Here is a 21,037-nt window from a genome sequence, read left to right on the forward strand (position 1 = left end):
CCTCATGGTCCGCCCTACCGCAGGTCCAGCACCACCACCGACATCGCCGGCAAGGTCGCAGTGACCGCCCCGCCCGCGATCCGCGCGCCGGTGAACGCCACCGGCCGCACCACATCGGGGGCGTCGAAGCTGTTGTGCGCGTCCATCGCCGTGCCGGTGACGATCCGCCCCGTCACCGCGCCCGCCCGCACGCCGGCTAGGCCGATCGACACCGGGATCGCGCGGTGTGGATCGAGGTTGACCAGCGCCACGTGCACCTGACCCGCCGTATCGCGCACGGCCGAGGCGCTGATCGCCGGCACCGTGACGTCGCCGTTGCGGTACAGCGGCGATTGCAGATCGATCGGCAGCGTCGTCGCGTCCTGCCACGGCTTGTAGAGGTCGAAAACCCAATAGGTGGGAGTCTTCACCATCTTCGCGCCGTCGGTCAGCAGCATCGCCTGCAGCACGTTCACCATCTGCGCGATCGCCGCCATCTTCACGCGATCGGCATGGTGCGCGAAGATGTTGAGGTTGAGGCCCGCCACCACCGCATCGCGCAGGCTGTTCTGCTGCACCAGGAAGCCGGGGTTGGAGCCGGGCGCCGGATCGTACCACGTCCCCCATTCGTCGACGACCAGCCACTTCTTCTTCTCGGGATCGTACTTGTCCATGATCGCCGAATGCCTGGTGATGTATTCATCGATGCGCAGCGTGTTGCGCATCGTCGTCGCCCATTCGCGCTCGGGGAAGCCCAGCGCCGCGCCCTTGTCGTTCCAATCCTTGTCGCGCGGGCGGGTGTAGTAATGCAGCGAGAGGCCATCGATGTACTTGCCCGAAAGCTTCATCAGCGTCTCGGTCCACGGATAGTCCTCGTCGCTGGGGCCGCTGGCGATCTTGAGCATCTTGTCCTTGCCGCCGGCCTTGGCGAACTGGGCGAAGCGGTTGGTGAGATCGGCGGCATATTCGGCGCGCATGTTGCCGCCGCAGCCCCACAGCTCGTTGCCGATGCCCAGGTAACGCACCTGGTACGGCGCGGGATGACCATTGGCCCCGCGCTCGCCCGCCAGCGTCGATCCTTCGGGCGCCGTCATGTATTCAACCCATTCGCTGGTTTCGGCGGGCGTTCCACTGCCGACGTTGGCCGATACATAGGCCTCCGCTCCCAGCCGTTCGATGAAGCCCATGTATTCGTGGGTGCCGAAGCTGTTGTCTTCGTTCACCCCGCCCCAGTTGGTGTTGATCTTCACCGGACGCTTGGCGCGCGCGCCGATGCCGTCACGCCAGTGGTATTCGTCGGCGAAGCAGCCGCCTGGCCAGCGGACCATCGGCACCTTGATCGCCTTCAGCGCTTCCAGCACATCGCGGCGATAGCCGTGATCGTTAGGGATCGGCGAGCCTTCGCCCACCCAGATGCCGCCATAGATGCCATGGCCGAGATGTTCAGCGAACTGGCCGAAGACCTGGCGGTTCATCACCGGACCGGGACGGTCCGCCTGGACCGTGACGGTCGCCCCGCCGGTCGTCTGCGCCACGGCGGGCACTGTCATCGCCAGGGCACACCCCATGGTCATGAGCGTCCGGAGGTATTTGCCACGCATCGATAGTCCCCTTTGTGCAGAACGGTAGCGATTGCTGCCCAGGCAGAGCGCGCCCCGCGGATGTCCGGCCGGCGCGCGCGTCCGCCCCGGCCGCGTATCAATGGTTGTCGCGCGGCAGACCCCGCGTCTGCGCGATGCGCTGGTACTTCTCGGCACCTTCCAGGATCGCGCCGGTCGAAAGCTGGCCGACGCGTTCGCGCTGGATTTCCTGCCACGGCGTCTGCGAAGGCGGATAGGCATAGCCGCCCGCCGCTTCGAGCGCGGCACGGCGCGCGGCCAGTTCCGCGTCCGGCACCAGCATGTCGGCCGTGCCCCGGCGCAAGTCGATGCGCACGCGGTCCCCGGTCTTGAGCAGGGCCAGGCCGCCCATCGCCGCCGCCTCCGGGCTGGCGTTGAGGATCGAGGGGCTGCCGCTGGTGCCCGACTGGCGCCCGTCGCCGATGCACGGCAGGGCGGTGACGCCCTCGGTGATGAGATAGGCCGGCGCGCGCATGTTGACGACCTCGGCCGCGCCCGGATAGCCGATCGGCCCCGCGCCGCGCATGAACAGCAGCGTTTCGGCGGTGATCCCGGTGGCGGGGTCATCGATCCGCGCGTGGTAGTCCTCCGGTCCGTCGAACACCACAGCCGGACCTTCGAACGCGTCGGGATCGTCCGGGTTGGACAGATAGCGCGCGCGGAATTCCTCGCTGATCACGCTGGTCTTCATGATCGCGGAATCGAACAGGTTGCCCGAAAGCACCACGAAGCCCGCGTCCGTCTTCAGCGGCTTGTCGAACGGCAGGATCACCCGCTCGTCCTCGATCTTCGCGTCGCGGCAGTTTTCGCCCATGGTCTGGCCGTTCGCGGTCATCGCGTTCTCGGCGATCAGCCCTTGCGCGATCAGCTGGCCGACCACGGCCGGGACGCCGCCGGCGCGATAGTAGTCCTCGCCCAGGTATTCGCCGGCGGGTTGCAGATTCACCAGCAGCGGCACCTTGTGACCCAGCCGCTGCCAGTCGGTCAGCGGAAGGTCCACGCCCACGTGGCGGGCAATCGCGGCAAGGTGGATCGGGGCGTTGGTCGATCCGCCGATGGCGGAATTGACGACGATGGCGTTGTGGAAGGCATCGAGCGTCATGATGTCCGAAGGCTTCAGGTCCTCGTGGACCATCTCGACCACCCGCTTGCCCGTGCGCCAGGCGCATTCCTGCCGGTCGCGATAGGGCGCGGGGATCGCGGCGGAGCCCGGCAGCATCATGCCCAGCGCTTCGGCCAGGCTGTTCATGGTCGTGGCCGTGCCCATGGTGTTGCAATAGCCGGTCGATGGCGCGGAACTGGCGACGAGCTTGATGAAGCCTTCCTCGTCCAGTTCGCCCTTGGCCATCAGTTCGCGGCCCTTCCACACGATCGTGCCCGATCCGGTGCGCTCGCCCTTGAACCAGCCGTTGAGCATCGGCCCGACGGACAGCGCGATCGCCGGAATGTTCACCGTCGCCGCTGCCATCAGCAACGCGGGCGTGGTCTTGTCGCAGCCGGTGGTCAGCACCACGCCATCGATCGGATAGCCATAGAGCGCCTCGACCAGCCCGATGTAGGTCAGGTTGCGGTCCAGCCCGGCGGTCGGCCGCTTGCCCGTTTCCTGGATCGGGTGGACCGGGATTTCCAGCGCGATCCCTCCCGCCTCGCGGATGCCCTCGCGCACGCGCTCGGCCAGCACGATGTGGTGGCGGTTGCAGGGCGAAAGGTCGCTTCCGGTCTGCGCGATGCCGATAATCGGCTTGCCCGATCGCAGTTCCTCAAGGCTCAACCCGAAGTTGAGATAGCGCTCGAGATAGAGCGAGGTCATGTCGATGTTGTCGGGGTTGTCGAACCATGCGCGCGAACGCAGCTTCGGGGCGGGGCGCTTGCTGGAAGAATCGGTCATTGCGGCCTTCGGGTGCTGGAGAGGCGGAAAGGGTTAGCGCGCCGGCGGCGCCTTGCTGACGCGGTAGATCATCACGTGGCGATAGGGTTTGCCCGGATCGACGCGCGCGGACAGGAACGACGGCTGGTTGGGCGCATCGGGGAACTTCTGCGGTTCCAGCGCGATGCCATCGCCCATGCGATAGACGTGCCCCTTCTTGCCGACGAGCGTCCCATCGAGGAAGTTGCCGGTGTAGAACTGCACGCCGGGCTCGGTGCTCAGGACTTCGAGGACGCGGCCCGATGCCGGGTCTTCCAGCCGCGCGGCAAGCTGGGGCGCAGCCGTCGCGCCCTTGTCGAGCGCGAAGTTGTGGTCGTAGCCGCGTCCATAGACGATCTGCTGGTCGGTGCCGTCGCGCAGCCCGTCGGCCACGCGGCGCGGCGCGCGGAAATCGAACACGGTGCCGTCCACCTTGCGCCGTTCGCCAGTGGGGATCAGCGTCGCGCCCACCGGAGTATAGGTCGATGCCGGAATGGTCAGGCGGTGCCCCATGGCCCCCATCGGCGACCCTTCCCCGGCCAGGTTGAAGATGGCGTGGTTGGTCATGTTGACGATCGTCGGCTTGTCGGTCGAGGCCTCGAACGCGATGGTCAGGTTGCCGCGCTCGTCGAGGCTGTAGGTGACTTTCGTGTCGAGCTTGCCGGGATAGCCTTCCTCGCCATCGGCGCTGACATAGGACAGCACGACGCTCGCCACCGCGCCGGACGTGACCGAAACGATCCGCCAGTTGCGCTTGTCGAACCCTTTCGCGCCGCCATGCAGGCTGTTGCCGTTGTTGTTCTGCGGAAGCTGGTAGCTCTTGCCGTCGAGCGTGAACCGGCCGGCGGCAATGCGGTTGGCGTAGCGCCCCACGGTCACGCCGAAGAAGTTGGGCTTCGCCTCGTAGGACTGGACATCGTCGTACCCCAGCAGGACATCGGCCACCGCGCCATCGCGTCCCGGCGCCATCAGCGATTGCAGCGTGGCGCCATAGGTCAGGACCCGCGCCGAGACACCGTTGGCCGCCTTGAGCGTGATCGCGAAAGCCTCCGAGCCGTCGGCCAGCCTGCCGGCGCTTTCCTGCTTCGCTTCGGCAGCGCCAGCCACCTGCGCCACCAGCATCACCGGTGCCGCCAGCACCATCGCCAGCGCGAGGCCCACCTTCGGCTTGCCCACAATCCTCATCCTCTCATCCTTTCGGAACCGGTCGTGACCGTCGCCGCCCATTGACGCGACCTTTCCGCAGATATAGTCTGACAAATAGAGATTGCGCAAGACGGTAAGCAAGGCCGTCACTCGCACGAAGCAGACGAGAGGAAGCCGAGACCATGCCACCAGTGGCCTCATCACAGTCGAATGCGCAGGGAAATCCAGCAGGAAATCCGTTGCCCGAGGCCAATTCCCATACGCGATATGGTCCGGCGCTGACGCTGCTCGCCAGCCTGTTCTTCATGTGGGGCTTCATCACGGTGATCAACAACACGCTGCTGCCGCATCTGCGCAGCGTGTTCGATCTCAATTATACACAGACAACATTGATCGAATCGGTGTGGTTCATCGCCTATTTCGTGGCCTCGATCCCCTCTGCCAAGCTGATCGAGAAGGCGGGCTACCAGAAGGCGCTGGTGATCGGCCTGCTGGTCATGGCGGCGGGCGCGCTCGGCATGATGCTGGCCGCCTCGATCCCGTCCTACGGGGTGACGCTGGCCATGCTGTTCGTGATCGCCAGCGGCATCACCCTGCTGCAGGTCGCGGCCAACCCCTACGTGGCCGTGGTCGGCAAGCCCGAAACCGCCTCGTCGCGCCTCAACCTGGTGCAGGCGATGAATTCGGCGGGAACGATGCTGGCGCCGATGTTCGGGGCCTACCTGATCCTGGGCCGGTCGAAGGGCGGCACGGCCAGCGCCGACGTGGTGCTGACCCCGGCGGAGCGGCTGGCCGATGCCCAGTCGGTGATCCTGCCCTACGGTCTTGTCGCCATCGTCCTGGTGGTTCTGGCCGTGGTGATCGCGCGCTTTCCGTTGCCCGCCATGGGCAACGCCACGCTGCGCCTCGCGCCCGAGGAGCGCCGCAAGCTCTCGCTGTGGAAGCACCGCAACCTGGTGTTCGGCGTGCCCGCGATCTTCATCTACCTGATCGCCGAAATCGGCGTCGCCAACCTGTTCGTGAACTTCGTCAGCCAACCCACGATCGCCAACCTCACGCACGAACAGGCGGGCCGCTATCTGACGTTCCTGTGGGGCGGCATGATGGTCGGCCGCTTCCTCGGCTCGGCGATCATGCAGAAGATCGATGCCGCGCGGGTGCTTGCCGCGTTCTCGGTCGGCGCCTTCGTCGTCATGCTCGTCACCGTCTTCACCACCGGGCCAGCGGCGATGTGGTCGCTGATCCTTGTCGGCCTGTTCCATTCGATCATGTTCCCCACGATCTTCACGCTCGGCATCCGCGGGCTCGGCCCGCTGACCGAGGAAGGCTCCGGCCTGCTGATCATGGCGATCGCGGGCGGCGCGCTGGTGGTGGTGCAAGGCTGGCTGGCCGATGCCTATGGCCTGCAGGCATCTTTCCTGCTGACGGCGGCCTGCGAATTGTACGTGCTGTTCTACGCCTTGTGGGGATCGCGCCCGGCCGGCGAAACCGCCTGAACACTTAACTTGCCGCAACTCTTTGCGGAACGCGCCACCGGTTGCGTTCCGGCACCTCTGGCAATATGTCAGAGTAAATCAGGAGATTCCCATGACCGAATTCCGCTCCGTGGCCGCCGCCACGGGTGAGCCGACCGGCCCTGCCTTCCCCATCGATGGCCCGGGCGAAGTCGATGCCGCCTGCGCCGCCGCCGCCGCGGCCTTCGATTCCTACCGCGCCACCGGGCGCGAGGAGCGCGCCGCGTTTCTGGAAGCCATCGCGGCCGAAATCCTGGCTATTGGCGACGAGCTGATCGAAGCCGCCATGGTCGAATCCGGCCTGCCCCGCGCCCGTCTCGAAGGCGAACGGGGCCGCACCGTGGGCCAGCTGCGCCTGTTCGCCGATGTCGTGCGCAAGGGCGCGTGGCAGCAGTTGCGCATCGACCCCGCCCTGCCCGATCGCCAGCCGCTGCCCCGCCCGGACCTGCGGCTGCGCATGATCCCGGTCGGCCCGGTCGCGGTATTCGGCGCATCGAACTTCCCGTTGGCCTTCTCGACCGCCGGGGGCGATACCGCCTCGGCGCTCGCCGCCGGATGCCCGGTCGTGGTCAAGGGCCACCCCGCCCATCCGCGCACCGGCGCGCTCGTGGCCGCCGCTATCACCCGCGCGGTGGCGGCCTCCGGCCTGCCCGCCGGCGTGTTCGGCCATCTGGTTGGCCCCTCGAACGACCTGGGCGCCGCGCTGGTGCAGGACCCGCGCATCGCCGCGGTGGGTTTCACCGGATCGCGCGGGGGCGGCCTCGCGCTCGTGCGGCTCGCCCAGAGCCGCGACGTGCCGATCCCGGTCTATGCCGAAATGTCGAGCATCAACCCGGTCCTGCTGCTGCCCGAAGCGCTGAAAGCCCGGGGAAGCGCGCTCGGCGCGGCCTTCATCGGTTCGCTGACGATGGGCGCCGGCCAGTTCTGCACCAACCCCGGCCTTGTCCTCGCGATCGAGGGCGAAGGGCTCGACGCCTTCCTGGCCGCCGCCACCGAGGCGACCCGCGCCGCCGCCGCGCAGACCATGCTGACCAGAGGCATCTGCAAGGCTTACCAGTCCGGCGTCGCCGCGCTCGAGGCCACCCCCGGAGTCGAAAAGCTGGCAGAGGGCCTGGCCGGCGAAGCGATGCAGGGCCACGCCGCGCTGTTCCGCACCACGGCCCAGGCGTTCCTCGCCGAAAAGGCGATGGGGCACGAGGTGTTCGGCGCATCCTCGATCGTGGTCGTCTGCCGCGACGAGGTGGAACTCGTCTCCGTGCTCAAAGGGCTGGAAGGCCAGCTGACCGCCACGCTGCACATGGACGCCGACGACGAGGCGCTGGCCGCGCGCCTGCTGCCGGTGCTGGAAGCGAAAGTAGGGCGCATCCTCGCCAACGGCTGGCCCACCGGCGTCGAGGTCTGTCACGCCATGGTTCACGGCGGCCCCTTCCCCGCCACGTCCGACCCGCGCACCACGTCGGTGGGTAGCCTGGCGATCGACCGGTTCCTGCGTCCGGTCAGCTACCAGAACCTAAGCCCGGCGGTTCTGCCGCCCGAACTGCGCGACGAGGCGCGCGGCGATGGCGCGCCCCGCCTGATCGACGGCACGCTGACGCTCTGAACCCCGCACGGGAGATTTCATCCATGGCACTCCGCCTTCTGCAGCACCGCGCCGGTGACGGCACGCGCCGCGTCGTCCTTGCCGATGGCGATGCGGCCCATGTCCTTGAAGGCGTGGCGCGCACCACCGACCTGGCCCGCCGCGCGATCGCGGCCGGCACTACGCTGGCCGTGGAGGCGCGGAAGTGCCCGGCCGGCGCGACGATCGACCTTGCTGCCGAGTTCCACGCAGGCCACTTCCTCGCGCCGATCGACCATGAAGACCCGGCGCATCTCGCGCTCACCGGCACCGGCCTCACCCACCTCGGCTCGGCCGAAGGGCGCGACAAGATGCACCGCGAAGCCGCCGCCGCCGCGCACCAGACCGATTCCATGCGCATGTTCCTGGAAGGGCTGGAAGGCGGCAAGCCCGCCGATGGCGGCGTGGGCCAGCAGCCCGAATGGTTCTACAAGGGGGATGGCAGCCAGCTTGTCGGCCCGGGCGAGCCGCTGGACATGCCGGCCTTCGCGCAGGACGGCGGCGAGGAGCCGGAACTGGCCGGGATCTACCTGATCGGCCCCGACGGCACGCCGTTCCGCCTCGGTTTCGCGCTGGCCAACGAGTTTTCCGACCACGTGACCGAACGGCATAATTACCTCTGGCTCGCCCATTCCAAGCTGCGCCGCGCCGCGCTTGGCCCCGAATTGCTCATCGACGACGCGCCGACGGACATTCGCGGCACCAGCCGCATCCTGCGCGATGGCGCGATGCTGTGGGAGAAGCCGTTCCTGACCGGCGAGGACAACATGAGCCACAGCCTCGCCAATCTCGAACACCATCACTTCAAGTACGACCTGTTCCGCCGTGCGGGCGACGTCCATGTCCATTTCTTCGGCACCGCCACGCTTTCGTTCAGCGATGCGGTGCGCACGCAGGTAGGCGACGTCTTCGAGATCGAGGCCGCGCCGTTCACCCTGCCCTGCCGCAATCCGCTGGCGCGGACGGGGGGCGACGCTTCGGTCCCGCTGAAGGTGCGGGTGCTCTAGCGCGATGGACCCGATCCGCATCGCCGTGGTCGGCGTGGGCAAGATCGCCCGCGACCAGCACTTGCCCGCCATCGCCGGCAACCGCGCGTTCGGCCTTGCCGCCACGGTCAGCCCGCACGATCCGGGCGTCGAGGGCGTGCCGCATTTCGCCAGCCTCGACGCGCTGCTGGCCGGCGGCCCTGCGGTGGATGCCGTGGCGCTCTGCACGCCGCCGCAGGTCCGTCACGATCTGGCGAGCACGGCGCTGGCGCGCGGCATCCATGTGTTCCTGGAAAAACCACCCGGAGCGACGCTGGCGGAAGTCGCCGCGCTGCACAGCCAAGCGGACAAGGTCGGCGCCACGCTGTTCGCGGCATGGCATTCGCGCTTTGCCGCCGGCGTCGCCCCGGCACGCGCCTGGCTCGCCGAACGGCGGATCGAGCGAGTGGAGATCACCTGGCGCGAGGACGTGCGCGTCTGGCACCCCGGGCAGGCGTGGATCTGGGAGCCGGGCGGCCTGGGCGTGTTCGATCCCGGCATCAACGCGCTGTCCATCGTCACCCGCATCCTGCCGCGCCCGATCTTCCTTGAGGCCGCCACGCTGGAAATTCCCGCCAACCGCGCCGCGCCGATCGCCGCCGACCTGCATTTTCGCGATACCGGCGGCGCGGTCGTCCACATGGACCTCGATTGGCGGCAGACCGGCCCGCAAAGCTGGGACATCGCGGTGGAAACCGATGCCGGCACGCTCCGACTCTCCAGCGGCGGGGCGGTGCTGACCCTGCCTTCCGGCACCCAGCGCGACGAGGACCACGAATACCCCGGCCTCTATGCGCGATTCGGCACATTGATCCGCACCGGCCGCAGCGACGTGGATATCGATCCGCTGCGCCTGGTGGCGGACGCCTTCCTGCGCGGCACGCGCGTTGCGGTCGATCCGTTCGAGGATTGAGCGCGACGGCGGGATCGTCTCCTCGCTACCGCACCTGCCTTCCCGGCGCAGCAGACTGATCGAAGATGCACATTTCAAATTGCCGTACTATTTAGGTAGCGCTATCATTACTCGAGCGATCATGCGAAAGGCCCGGAAAAGCGGCCTGCAAGAGGATGTCCGACGATGAAGGCAAGAATCACCACCGCCGCGCTGTGCCTCGCCAGCGTCCTGGCCATCGCGGCCTGCACCAAAGCGGGCAACGTGGAGCAGCCCGGCAACGGCGGCGCGCCCGCCAGCGCGTTCTGCGATCAGCCGCTGGTCAGCGAGATCTACACCGCCGATCCTTCCGCCCACGTGTTCGGCGGCAAGATCTACGTCTATCCCTCGCACGACATCGCCACGCCGACGCCCGACGACGACCTGGGCAACCAGTACGCCATGCGCGACTACCGCGTGCTTTCGATGGACAAGGTCGGCGGCAAGGTCACGGTCGGCCCGGTCGCGCTCGACGTGAAGGACGTGCCCTGGGCCTCGCAGCAGATGTGGGCGCCCGATGCCGCCTACAAGGACGGCACCTACTACCTCTACTTCCCCGCGCGCGACAAATCGAAGGACCGGAACGGCCTGGGCGCGTTCCGCATCGGCGTGGCCACCTCGAAAAACCCGATGGGTCCGTTCGTGGCCGAGAAGGAGCCGATCCCCGGCTCGTTCTCGATGGACCCGGCGGTGTTCGTGGACGATGACGGCACCGCTTACATGTATTTCGGCGGCATCTGGGGCGGCCAGCTCCAGCGCTGGGCCAACGGCCGGTACGATCCCAACGGATCGGACACAGACCTCAAGCAGGACGACAAGCCGGCGCTTTCGGGCAAGGTCGTCCGGATGAACCCCGACATGAAGACCTTTGCCGAGGCCCCGCGCGACGCGGTGATCCTGGGCGAGGACGGCAAGCCCGTGACCGGCGGCGATCACGAACGCCGCTTCTTCGAAGCCTCGTGGGTCTTCCGCAAGGACGGCAAGTATTACTACACCTATTCCACGGGAGACACGCACTTCCTCAACTACGCCATCGGCACCAGCCCCTATGGCCCGTTCCGCTATGCCGGCCATATCCTGAAGCCGGTGCAGGGCTGGACCACGCACCATTCGATCATCCAGCACGACGAGAAATGGTGGCTGTTCTACGCCGACACCCAGCTTTCCAACAAAAACCACCTGCGCAACGTCAAGGTGACGGAGCTGACCTTCAACCCCGACGGCACGATCCAGACGATCGATCCGATGAAGGCGAAGTAACCCCCCATGTTCCTTGGCATCGATGTCGGCACGAGCTGCGTGAAGGCAGTGATCACCGCCGCGAGCGGCGAGGTGCTGGCGCAAAGCAGCGCCGATCTTTCCGTGGCGCGCCCCCAGCCGCTGTGGTCCGAACAGGCCCCGGCCGACTGGGTGGAGGCGGCGCACAAGGCCGTGCTCGGCATCGATCCCGCCCTGCGCGGCGGCGTGCAGGCGGTGGGCCTTGCCGGGCAGATGCACGGCGCCACCCTGCTCGGTTCCGACGACCGGCCGCTGCGCCCGGCGATCCTGTGGAACGACGGACGCAGCTTCGCCGAATGCGCGGCGCTGGAAGCGGACGAGCCGCGCACGCGTGCGATCACCGGCAACATCGCCATGCCAGGCTTCACCGCGCCCAAGCTGGCCTGGGTCCGCAAGCACGAACCCGATGTCTTCGCCGCCACGCGCACCGTGCTGCTGCCCAAGGACTACGTGCGCCTTGCCCTTACCGGCGAGAAGGCCAGCGACATGTCGGATTCGGCGGGAACGCTGTGGCTCGACGTGGCCGGGCGCGCCTGGTCGGGGGCGATGCTGGCCGCCACCGGCCTCGACGAACGCCACATGCCGCGCCTCCACGAAGGCCCGGACGTGACCGGCGTGCTGCGCGAGGACGTCGCGCGCGACTGGGGCATGGGCCGCGTGCCGGTGGTCGCGGGCGCGGGTGACAACGCGGCGGGCGCGCTCGGCGTCGGCGTGCTGGACGATGGCCAGGGCATGCTCTCGCTCGGCACGTCAGGCGTCATCTTCGTCGCCAACGCGGCGTTCCGGCCCAATCCGGCGCAGGCCGTCCACGCGTTCTGCCATGCCCTGCCCGGCGTGTGGCACCAGATGAGCGTGCACCTTTCCGCCGCCTCGTGCATCGATTGGGCGGCGCGCGCCTGCAACGTGCCCGGGCCGGCCGAATTCTTCGCGCTGGCCGAACAGGCCGGCGCGGCCAGCGGCGGCGAGCTGTTCCTGCCCTATCTTTCCGGCGAGCGCACGCCGCACAACGATCCGCACATCCGCGCCGCGTTCCTTGGCCTCGGCAACGAAAGCACCACGCCGCGCCTGGCCGCCGCCGTGCTCGAAGGCGTGGCCTTCGCCCATGCCGACGGGATCGACGCGCTGCGCGGCGCGGGCACGCGGATCGAGGAGCTGTGCGTGATCGGCGGCGGCTCGCGCTCGGCGCACTGGGGCCGCATCCTTTCTAGCGTGCTTGGCGTCCGCCTCGTCTATCTGCACGGCGGCGAAGTCGGCCCCGCACTGGGTGGCGCGCGCCTGGCGCAGATGGCCGCCACCGGCGCCAGCGCCGCCGATGTCTGCACCCGTCCCCCCGTTCGCGCGGTGATCGAACCCGATCCCGATCTCGCGGCCCGTCTCGCGCCGAAGCGGGAACGCTTCCGCGCCGCCTATCAGGCGCTCAGCGCCATCAAGGAGTAAGCCTGCAATGTCCGCTGCCTATTTCGATGCATTCGACACCGTCCGGTACGAAGGCCCCGAGAGCGCCAACGACCTCGCCTATCGCTGGTACGACAAGGACCGCGTGGTCTTCGGCAAGCGCATGGAGGATTACCTGCGCTTTGCCGTGTGCATGTGGCACACCTTCTGCTGGCCGGGCAGCGACGTGTTCGGCGCGGGCACGTTCGACCGCCCGTGGCTCAACGTGCCGCAGGATGAAGCCGCCGCGCGCGCCAAGCGCGAGGCGGCGCTGGCCTTCGTCGAAAAACTCGACCTGCCGTTCTACTGCTTCCACGATGTCGACGTGATGGCCCCGGCCGAAAGCATCGGCGAATTCCGGGCCAGCTTCGCCCGCGCGGTCGATCATCTGGAAGAACTGCAGGCCGCGCACGGGCGCAAACTGCTGTGGGGCACGGCCAACCTCTTCGGCCACCCGCGCTATCTCGCGGGTGCCGCCACCAGCCCCCGCCCCGAAGTCTATGCCTGGGGCGCCAGCCAGGTGCGCGACGCGCTGGAAGCGACCCACCGGCTGGGCGGCGCCAATTACGTGCTGTGGGGCGGGCGCGAAGGCTACGACACGATCCTCAACACCGATCTGGCGGTGGAGCAGGAGAACTTCGGCCGGTTCCTCGCCCTCGTGGTCGAACACAAGCACAAGATCGGCTTTGCCGGCACGATCCTGATCGAGCCCAAGCCGCACGAGCCGACCAAGCACCAGTACGATTTCGATACGCAGACGGTGTACGGCTTCCTCAAGCGCTTCGGCCTGGAAAACGAGGTCAAGGTCAACATCGAGGCCAATCACGCCACGCTTTCGGGCCATACCTTCGAACACGAAATCGCCATGGCGCGCGCGCTGGGCATTTTCGGCTCGATCGACGCCAATCGCGGCGATCCGCAGAACGGGTGGGATACCGACCAGTTTCCCAACTCGGTCGAGGAATTGACGCTGGCCTGCATCGAGATCGAGCGCGCCGGCGGCTTCACCGATGGCGGCTTCAATTTCGATGCCAAGGTGCGCCGCCAGTCCGTCGATGCGGCGGACCTGTTCCACGGCCACATCGGCGGCGTGGACGTGATCGCCAGGGCGCTGCTGCGTGCCGAGGCGATCATCACCGATGGCCGCATCAATGCCTTCCGAGCCGAACGCTACGCCGGGTGGAATGGCGAACTGGGCCAGGCGATCAAGGGCGCGAGCCTTGCCGAAATCGCCGATCTCGCCGTGGCGCGCGATCTGGCCCCCAAGCCGGTTTCGGGCCGGCAGGAATGGCTGGAGAACATGCTCAACCGGTTCTGACGGCGAGCGTCAGAGCGGTACGTGGCTGGGGAGAGGTGATGATGCACAAGGCCCGTGTTCTTGGGGCGGCGCTTGCGCTGCTCGCCGCCAGCGCCGTGCCGGTGGCGGCGCGCGCGGCGCCGCCGCTGGCGCCCCATTTCACCCCTGCGACGGCGGGAAGCGCCGCGCCTGATGCCGATGGCTTCATCCGGCGCTGGCTGCTGCTGGAACCGATCGCCAAGCCCAACCGCACCAACCAGCTGTTCACCAGCACCTATGTCCGCGCCGCCTTCGCCGCGGACCGGCCGGCGGGGCTTGGTACCGGCTCTGGCCAGGCACTGCCGCGCGATGGCCAGACCATCGCGCACAAGGGCGCTTCGCTCACCTGGCACGCGCTCGATGCCACGCCGTGGGACGTCAAGCTGTTCGGCTTCGCCCAGGCCTATGGCAAGCCGACCTACGGTGTGATCTTCTGGGCGGTGACGGTGATCGACGCCCCGCGCGACATCCCCGATGCGAATCTGGCCGCCGGGTCCAATTCCGCCTCGGTCTGGTGGCTCAACGGCGCGGAGACGGCGGCGCTGTTCGGCGATCGCCGCATGGTGATGGACGATGTCGTATCGCCCGCAGCCGGCTTGAAGAAGGGCCGTAACGTGCTGATCGGCGCGGTCATCAACGGCCCCGGCCTCAGCGATTTCTGCGTCCGCTTCGTCGACGGCAAGGGCCAGCCGATCCGCGATCTCGCGGTACGCGCGCAGTGAGGGGAATGCCGATGAAGCGCCATATGCTTGCCGCCGCGCTCGCCCTCTTGCCGGCGGCGGCTCTCGCGCAGAGCAACCCCGTCGCCCAGCTGGAAGGCGAACCCTATATCCACGATCCTTCCACCATCGTGGAATCGGATGGCAAGTTCTACACGTTCGGCACGTTCGGCGGCGGGCTCGTCTCCAGCGACGGATGGACCTGGACAAGCGGCCCGGTGCGCCCCGGCGGCGGCGTCGCGCCCGACGTGATCAAGCTGGGCGACCGCTATGTCGTCGCCTGGGCCGTGGGCGGCGGCGGCATGAACGGCGGACACAAGAGCGACATCAAGATCATGTGGACGAAGTCGCTCGATCCGGCGTCCAAGGATTTCGGCTTCCACGAGATCGGCACGGTCGCCTCCAGCGACGGGGTGGAACTGCACGACGCGATCGATCCGGCGTTCCTGCTGGCCGAAGGGCACCTGTGGCTGAGCTACGGCACCTATTTCGGCACGATTCGTATGATCGAGCTCGATCCCAAAACCGCCGAGCGCCTGCCCGGGAACCAGCCCGTCGATGTGGCGATCGACATGGAAGCCACTGCGCTGCTGCACCGCGATGGCTGGTACTACCTGCTGGGCACCCACGGCACCTGCTGCGACGGCCCCAATTCCACCTACAACATCCGCGTCGGCCGCGCGCGCAGCCCGCTGGGACCGTATCTGGACAACTTCGGCGTGCCCTTGCTGAAGGGCGGCGGCAAGCTGGTCTGGGGATCGAACGGGCGCGGCATGGGCGCGGGTCATTTCGGCCTGGTCGATCTGGGCGACGGAGTGGAGAAATTCTCGTTCCACTACGAGGCTGACATGGACCGCTCGGGCCGCAGCGTGCTGGCGATCCTGCCGCTCACCTGGAAGAACGGCTGGCCCGTAGGACAGGAAAACCTGCGCCCCGGAACCTACGAGATCCAGTCCGAACGCGGCGGCGCGCTGCAACTGGCGGTGGACGAGGTGCGGCTGCCGTTCAAATGGACCGGGTTCGGGCCGCCCAAGGAACCGCTGGTGCCGGTGCCCGACCAGACGCTCGAGCAGAACCGCGCGACCTGGCCGACCGGGCCGATCCCGGTCGACATGGGCGATTACATGGTGCGGCCGCACCAGCACTGGACGATCGAGCCGGTGGCCGGCGCCGGCGGCTGGTTCGGCGCGCCCTATGTGCGGATCGTGATCGCCGGCACCAGCCGCGCGCTGGCGGCGACGCAGTCGGGCGATGTCGTGGCCGTGCCCGCCTTCACCGGCGCGCCCGAACAGCTCTGGCGGATCGACCAGCTTGCCGACGGCGCCTTCCGGATCATCCCGAAGTCCACGCCCGATCCGTTCAGGCCCCTTGCGCTGTCGGCCGTGGGCGCCAGCACGCCGCGCCTTGTCCGCTTCGATCCAGCGTCCGATGCGGGCAAGTGGACGTTCCGCCGGCCCTGATCCGAAAGGACTGACAGATCGCACCGGCGCCCGGCATCATCGAACCGCTGGACTTTGGCGGAATTGCGCCCGAATAGGGGGGAAGGGCAAGGAGTGGAACGTGTCGCGAAGCAAGGAACCGGTCGGGGACGGGATCGACAGGTCTGACAAATCGCTGCGGCTGCATGGCAGCATCGCGCGCGACCTTGGCATCGCCATCGTCACCGGCAAGTACCCGCCGGGCCACGTGCTGACCAGCGAGGTCGATTTTGCCGAGCGCAACCACATCTCGCGCACCGCCTATCGCGAGGCGATCCGCATCCTTGCCGCCAAGGGTCTGGTCGAAAGCCGCCCCAAGGCGGGCACCAAGATCACCGACCCCTCGCGCTGGCACATCCTCGATCCTGACGTGCTGGCCTGGACCTTCGAGGGCGAGCCCAGCCGGGCGGCGATCGACGACCTGTTCGAACTGCGCCTGATCATCGAGCCAGCCGCCGCCGAGATCGCCGCCACGCGCCGCACCGGCGCGCAACTGGCGCAGATGGGCCACGCGCTGGAGGAAATGGCGAAGCACACGCTCGCCTCCCCGCTGGGGCAGGCGGCGGACCAGGCCTTTCACTCCACGCTGCTGAAGGCCACCGGCAACATGGCGCTGATTTCGCTGGCCAGCACGATTTCGGCGGCGGTGCGGTGGACCACGATCTACAAGCAGCGCAAGCGCAAGCTGCCGCGCGATCCCCTGCCCGATCACCGCGTGCTGTTCGATGCCGTGGCCGATGGCGATGGCCCGGCCGCGCGCGCGGCGATGCAGACGCTGATCGAACTGGCCCTGGCTGATATCGACGCGCCCGCGCGCGCCTGATAGCTACCGCACCGGCGGCGTGATGATCCGGTACTCGCCGGCCAGGTGCATCATGCTCATCAGATAGAGCATGCCGTCGAAATAGCGCTGCTCGCCTTCGGGCATCGGCGTGTCCCACAACTCCTTGACGAAGGCGCGCGCCAGCGGCTCGGGCGTGCCCGCCAGCCCGGCCACGGCCGTGGCCGCCACCATTCCCGGCGAATGGCGCTGCGACAGGGGCTTGCCGTCCAGCGTGTAGCGATCGGCGAAGCGATCGATCCCCTCGCCCGCCAGGAAGGTCTGGATCGCGGTGCTCAGCGCTTTCTGGCGCGGGTCCTTGCCCCACCAGTTGGCATCGACCGACCAGTTGCTGGCGGTGCGCCAGCTGTCGTAACCGAACGGATAGGGCTCGCCCGTGCCCGTCGTCATGGTGCTCCCGTCAAAATAGCTGTGATCGGGGGCCAGGCCGGTGCGCGCATTGGTCACGCGCACGAAGTAATCGCGGCTGACATCGGCGGCCTTCGCCCAGAACGCGCGATCGGCCTCCGGCCCCCAGCGTGCCCACAGTTCGTAGAACGCGGGCAGGTGGTAGGACGCGTCCGACCCCGGATAGCCCACGTCCGCCACGAAGCGGACCATCGCATGGCTCTCTTCCGTCATCGGCCCCACCGCATGGGGCTTGGGCGCGGGATCGCGCCATGGCGGCGGAGGCGACTTGCCCTGCGCCGCCAGCGCCGCCGCCTCGGCCCGGTTGTTGATGCTGGGCCAGGGATGGTCGGGCTGCACGAACGGTGCGTCGCCCGGATGGATGCGGAACGGCGGCGTCCCGGTCATGACTGCACGGTGGCGCATCGCCGTCAGGATGCGGTCGGCTTCCGCCTTGTAGTCGTAGATGCCGGTGCCGTTGCCCCAGCGGTTCGCCGCGAAATAGAGCGCCATGGCGAAGAATTCCTCGCCATCGGGCGCGGCCCCGGTGCTGCGCGGGCTGCCATCGGTGCCCATCGACCACGCGAAGTAGCCATAGGAGGGATTGGCCGGATCGGTCACCTGCATATAAGTCTTGGCCCAGTTCCACAGCGCGTCGAACTCGCGCTTGTGGTCCAGCTGGACGGCGATCATCATGCCATAGCTCATGCCTTCGGACCGGGCATCGTTGTTCGCCCAGTCGGTGACGTAGGCCAGCGTGCCGTTCGCGTTGGCGCCGGTCTCGAAGTAGAGACGCTGCTCCTGCCCGTCGCCCTGGAAGTAGGCGCGCCAGGTCGCGTCGATCCGAGCTTTCACCGCCTCGCGCGGCACCCCGAGCAGTTCGCTGAACAGGTTGCGGTAGGCGCCCGTAGCATAGGCGCCCTTGCCGTCGCCGGGATGCCGCGTGACTTTCCACAGCGGCGCTTCCTGATGCCGGGTGAAGGCCACACCCGGCGGGGCGGTGGACGCCTCGGTAACCTGCGCCTTCTTCGCGGGCTGCGCGGCGGCGGGGGCAGCCGCCGACAAGGCCGATGCCGCGACCGGCAGGGCAAGGAGCACCAGCGCCCTCACTTCGGCAGATCCACCACGCGATCAACCTTGAACGTGGTCTCTGTGCCCGGCAGCCCGCTGTCCGGCTGACCGCCGCCCAGGTTCAGGCGATAGGCTCCGGCGAAGACCTGCCGCACGCCATCGGGCCGCACTGCCGAAAGATCGCGCGGGGAAAGTTCCAGCGTCACCGCCTTGCTTTCGCCCGGCTTCAGCGCCACCCGCTGCAGCCCGCGCAAGGCCACGCGCGGCGCGCCCGGCTGATCGGGGAAGCGCAGGTAGGCCTGCACCACTTCCTCGCCCTCGCGCGTGCCGGTGTTGGTGACCTGCGCGGTGACGCGGATGCCGTTCGCGGTGCTGCCGTCCACCGGCTCCACCCGCGCGGGTCCATAGCCGAACGTGGTGTAGCTCAGGCCATAGCCGAAGCCATAGACCGGCTTGCCGGTGAAGTAGCGGTAGGTCCGCCCCGCCATCGCATAGTTGGTGAAGGCCGGCAGGTCTGCCGTGTCCTTGTAGAAGGTCAGCGGCAGGCGGCCCGAGGGGTTGACCTTGCCCGAGAGCGCGTTGGCCACGGCAAGGCCGCCCGCCTGCCCCGGATACCACGCCTCCACCAGTGCATCGGCATTGTCCCTGGCCCACGACAAGTCGATCGGGCTGCCGTTCATCGTCACGACGATCAGCGGCTTGCCCAGCGTGCGCGCGCGGATCAGCAGCTCGCGCTGGTCCATCGGCAGTTCCAGCCCGGTCTTGTCGCCGCCGTCGAAGCCTTCGATCTTGAGCGGCATTTCCTCGCCCTCGAGATCGGAGGTCAGGCCGACCACCGCCACCAGCACGTCCGTTTCGGCCGCGCCCCGCGCCAGATCGCCCCAGGGATCGTGGGTGATGCGCTTCCAGAACAGGCCCGGCCCCGCCGCGCCGCCGCCTTCCAGATCGAAGTGCAGCGGATAGCGCTCGCCCTTCTTCAGCTGGACCTCGACGTACTTGGGCGCTTCGCCCCACAGCGAATAGCGGTCGGACCGGACCAGCGGCTTGCCGTCGATCTCCAGCGCACCTTTCACCCCGGTCACGCCCAGCTTGTAGAGACCGCTTTCCGGCGCGACGAAGAAGCCGTCCCACACCACCTTGTGCGCGTCGGAAACCTCTTTCAGCTGCATCGCGCTGCTCTGGAGATTGGCCTCGATCCGCGTAACCACCGGCCTGGCGGAGAAAGTCCGTTCGCCGCGCGGCTTCGCGGGATCGATCGCGTTGTAATAGACCGCGCGCAGGCCCGGCTGGCCATCGGGCGTCAGGAAATTGCCGTCGGTGACGAGATCGCCGTCGGTGATCGAGGGCGCGAACGGCACCAGCGTGACCTTCGCTTCGGGCATGGCCCGGCGCAGGCCATCGACGACCGAGATCGGCGGCGCCGAATTGGGCGAGGAATAGTTGCCGCGCAGTACGCGCGTGGCATCGCCCAGCGGGCCGATCACCGCGACGCGCACGCCGGGCTTGAGCGGCAGGGCGCCGTTGTTCTTGAGCAGGACGAGGCTCTTTTCCGCCGCCTTGAGCGAAAGCTCCCATCCCTCCCGCGTGCCCACCGCGCTCACCGGCGTGGCATTGGGCTTGCGCGCGGCGATCCCGCGCAGGTCGCCGTTGCGGTAGCGGGCCGAGAACAGGCGCACCAGCACCCGGTCAATGTCGCTATCGGTCAGGTATCCGGCCTTGAGCGCCGCCTTGTAGCGGTCCGCCAGCCCGGGGGCCTCGCCGATCGTGCCGGTGTGGCATTCGTTGTCCACGCCCGCCAGCAGCCCCGCCGCGACGCCCGAGGCGGCATCGGGCGCATACTTGTGGCGGTCGTAGATATCGACCACCGCGTCGCAATCCGAAACGACATAACCCTTGAAGCCCCACGCACCGCGCAGCCGGTCCTTCAGCAGCAAGTCGCTGGCACAGGCCGGCTGTCCATCCACGCGGTTGTAGGCGCACATGATCGACCCGGCCTTGGCCTCGACGATCGCGGCACGGAAGGCGGGCAGGTAGGTATCTTCCAGATCATGGCGCGAAACCATGATGTTGTCGGTGTGGCGCGTCGGCTCCGGCCCGGAATGCACCGCGAAGTGCTTGGGCGTGGCGATCACGTCGGGCAGGTCCGGGTTCGGCCCCTGGATGCCCTGCACATAGGCGACGCCCAGCCGGGCGGTGAGGAACGGGTCCTCGCCGTAGGTTTCCTGCCCGCGCCCCCAGCGCGGATCGCGGAAGATGTTGATGTTGGGCGCCCAGGTATCGAGCCCGGTGCCGATCTTGCCGAGATGCCCGGTCTGCCGCGCCAGCGTATGCAACCCCTGCAACTCGGTGCTGATCACGCGCGCCACGTCATGCACCAGCGGCGGATCGAACGTGGCGGCAAGGCCGATGGATTGCGGGAAGTTGGTGGTCGGCACCGCGCCACCTGCCCCGTGCAGGCTCTCGGTCCACCAGTTGTAGGCGGGAATGCCCAGCCGCGGGATCGCCGGGGCGACATTGAGCAGCTGCTCGACCTTTTCGTCGACCGTCATCTTCGCGACCAGCGCCGAGGCGGCGCGGTCCGCTTCCGTCCACGCCTCGGGCGCCGCCGAAGCGGCCTCGCGCGCCTGGGCCGGCGAGAACGTTAGCGCTACCATACTTGCGGCGGCGAGCAGCGAGCGCGCATGACGGCGCGCGGGCATCGAACTCTCGATCACGAAGATGTCCTCTCTGGTCTTCTGGTCCGGGTGCACCCGGG

The 21,037-nt window shown here is 68.1% G+C and carries 15 protein-coding genes; 10 read left to right on the forward strand and 5 right to left on the reverse strand.

The genetic code is table 11. From position 1 onward, the window contains the following. Window positions 1-14: 14 nt before the first annotated feature. The 3 genes from FA702_RS20155 to FA702_RS20165 all read right to left on the reverse strand — a co-directional run bounded on the left by FA702_RS20155 (window position 15) and on the right by FA702_RS20165 (window position 4,689). A complete protein-coding gene (locus FA702_RS20155) occupies window positions 15-1,580 on the reverse strand; it encodes an alpha-L-arabinofuranosidase C-terminal domain-containing protein (RefSeq protein ID WP_168196162.1) in 1,566 nt (521 codons plus the stop codon). 97 nt (window positions 1,581-1,677) lie between these two features. Continuing rightward, on the reverse strand, window positions 1,678-3,486 hold the full coding sequence (locus FA702_RS20160; RefSeq protein WP_136957864.1) for an IlvD/Edd family dehydratase: 1,809 nt from the start codon (window positions 3,484-3,486) through the stop codon (window positions 1,678-1,680). Between the two features lie 33 nt (window positions 3,487-3,519). Beyond that, the gene (locus FA702_RS20165; protein ID WP_136957865.1) at window positions 3,520-4,689 is read right to left on the reverse strand and encodes an aldose epimerase family protein; all 1,170 of its coding nucleotides are present in this window, start codon (window positions 4,687-4,689) and stop codon (window positions 3,520-3,522) included. 143 nt (window positions 4,690-4,832) lie between these two features. On the opposite strand from FA702_RS20165, the gene FA702_RS20170 reads away from it, so the two are divergent. The 10 genes from FA702_RS20170 (at window position 4,833) to FA702_RS20215 (ending at window position 16,806) form a co-directional block, all read left to right on the forward strand. Next, window positions 4,833-6,146 (forward strand): sugar MFS transporter, encoded by a 1,314-nt coding sequence (locus tag FA702_RS20170; RefSeq protein WP_370385528.1) that lies wholly within the window; start codon window positions 4,833-4,835, stop codon window positions 6,144-6,146. Window positions 6,147-6,237: 91 nt separating this feature from the next. After that, window positions 6,238-7,764 (forward strand): aldehyde dehydrogenase (NADP(+)), encoded by a 1,527-nt coding sequence (locus FA702_RS20175; RefSeq protein ID WP_136957867.1) that lies wholly within the window; start codon window positions 6,238-6,240, stop codon window positions 7,762-7,764. A 23-nt stretch (window positions 7,765-7,787) separates the two neighbouring features. Next, on the forward strand, window positions 7,788-8,789 hold the full coding sequence (gene araD1 / locus FA702_RS20180) for an AraD1 family protein (protein WP_136957868.1): 1,002 nt from the start codon (window positions 7,788-7,790) through the stop codon (window positions 8,787-8,789). Window positions 8,790-8,793: 4 nt separating this feature from the next. After that, on the forward strand, window positions 8,794-9,720 hold the full coding sequence (locus tag FA702_RS20185) for a Gfo/Idh/MocA family protein (protein WP_136957869.1): 927 nt from the start codon (window positions 8,794-8,796) through the stop codon (window positions 9,718-9,720). A gap of 165 nt (window positions 9,721-9,885) precedes the next feature. Further along, on the forward strand, window positions 9,886-10,998 hold the full coding sequence (locus tag FA702_RS20190) for a glycoside hydrolase family 43 protein (RefSeq protein WP_136957870.1): 1,113 nt from the start codon (window positions 9,886-9,888) through the stop codon (window positions 10,996-10,998). A gap of 6 nt (window positions 10,999-11,004) precedes the next feature. Beyond that, on the forward strand, window positions 11,005-12,453 hold the full coding sequence (gene xylB, locus FA702_RS20195) for a xylulokinase (RefSeq protein ID WP_136957871.1): 1,449 nt from the start codon (window positions 11,005-11,007) through the stop codon (window positions 12,451-12,453). A 7-nt stretch (window positions 12,454-12,460) separates the two neighbouring features. After that, on the forward strand, window positions 12,461-13,768 hold the full coding sequence (gene xylA, locus FA702_RS20200; protein WP_136957872.1) for a xylose isomerase: 1,308 nt from the start codon (window positions 12,461-12,463) through the stop codon (window positions 13,766-13,768). A 38-nt stretch (window positions 13,769-13,806) separates the two neighbouring features. After that, complete coding sequence (locus tag FA702_RS20205) at window positions 13,807-14,508, forward strand: acetylxylan esterase (protein WP_136957873.1); 702 nt, start codon at window positions 13,807-13,809, stop codon at window positions 14,506-14,508. A gap of 5 nt (window positions 14,509-14,513) precedes the next feature. Then, window positions 14,514-15,965 carry a family 43 glycosylhydrolase gene (locus FA702_RS20210; protein ID WP_370385529.1) on the forward strand — a complete coding sequence of 484 codons (1,452 nt, stop codon included), beginning with the start codon at window positions 14,514-14,516 and terminating at the stop codon, window positions 15,963-15,965. A gap of 100 nt (window positions 15,966-16,065) precedes the next feature. Then, window positions 16,066-16,806 (forward strand): FadR/GntR family transcriptional regulator, encoded by a 741-nt coding sequence (locus FA702_RS20215; protein WP_124808874.1) that lies wholly within the window; start codon window positions 16,066-16,068, stop codon window positions 16,804-16,806. A gap of 3 nt (window positions 16,807-16,809) precedes the next feature. Here FA702_RS20215 and FA702_RS20220 read toward each other — a convergent pair whose 3' ends face one another. Together FA702_RS20220 and FA702_RS20230 are read right to left on the reverse strand one after the other, a co-directional pair. After that, complete coding sequence (locus FA702_RS20220; protein ID WP_168196164.1) at window positions 16,810-18,321, reverse strand: glycosyl hydrolase family 8; 1,512 nt, start codon at window positions 18,319-18,321, stop codon at window positions 16,810-16,812. After that, window positions 18,318-20,981 carry a glycoside hydrolase family 3 C-terminal domain-containing protein gene (locus tag FA702_RS20230; RefSeq protein ID WP_136958110.1) on the reverse strand — a complete coding sequence of 888 codons (2,664 nt, stop codon included), beginning with the start codon at window positions 20,979-20,981 and terminating at the stop codon, window positions 18,318-18,320. Before FA702_RS20230 ends, FA702_RS20220 begins: the two co-directional genes overlap by 4 nt. Window positions 20,982-21,037: the final 56 nt, after the last annotated feature.

It is taken from the genome of Novosphingobium sp. EMRT-2, from assembly GCF_005145025.1.
GTDB lineage: Bacteria > Pseudomonadota > Alphaproteobacteria > Sphingomonadales > Sphingomonadaceae > Novosphingobium.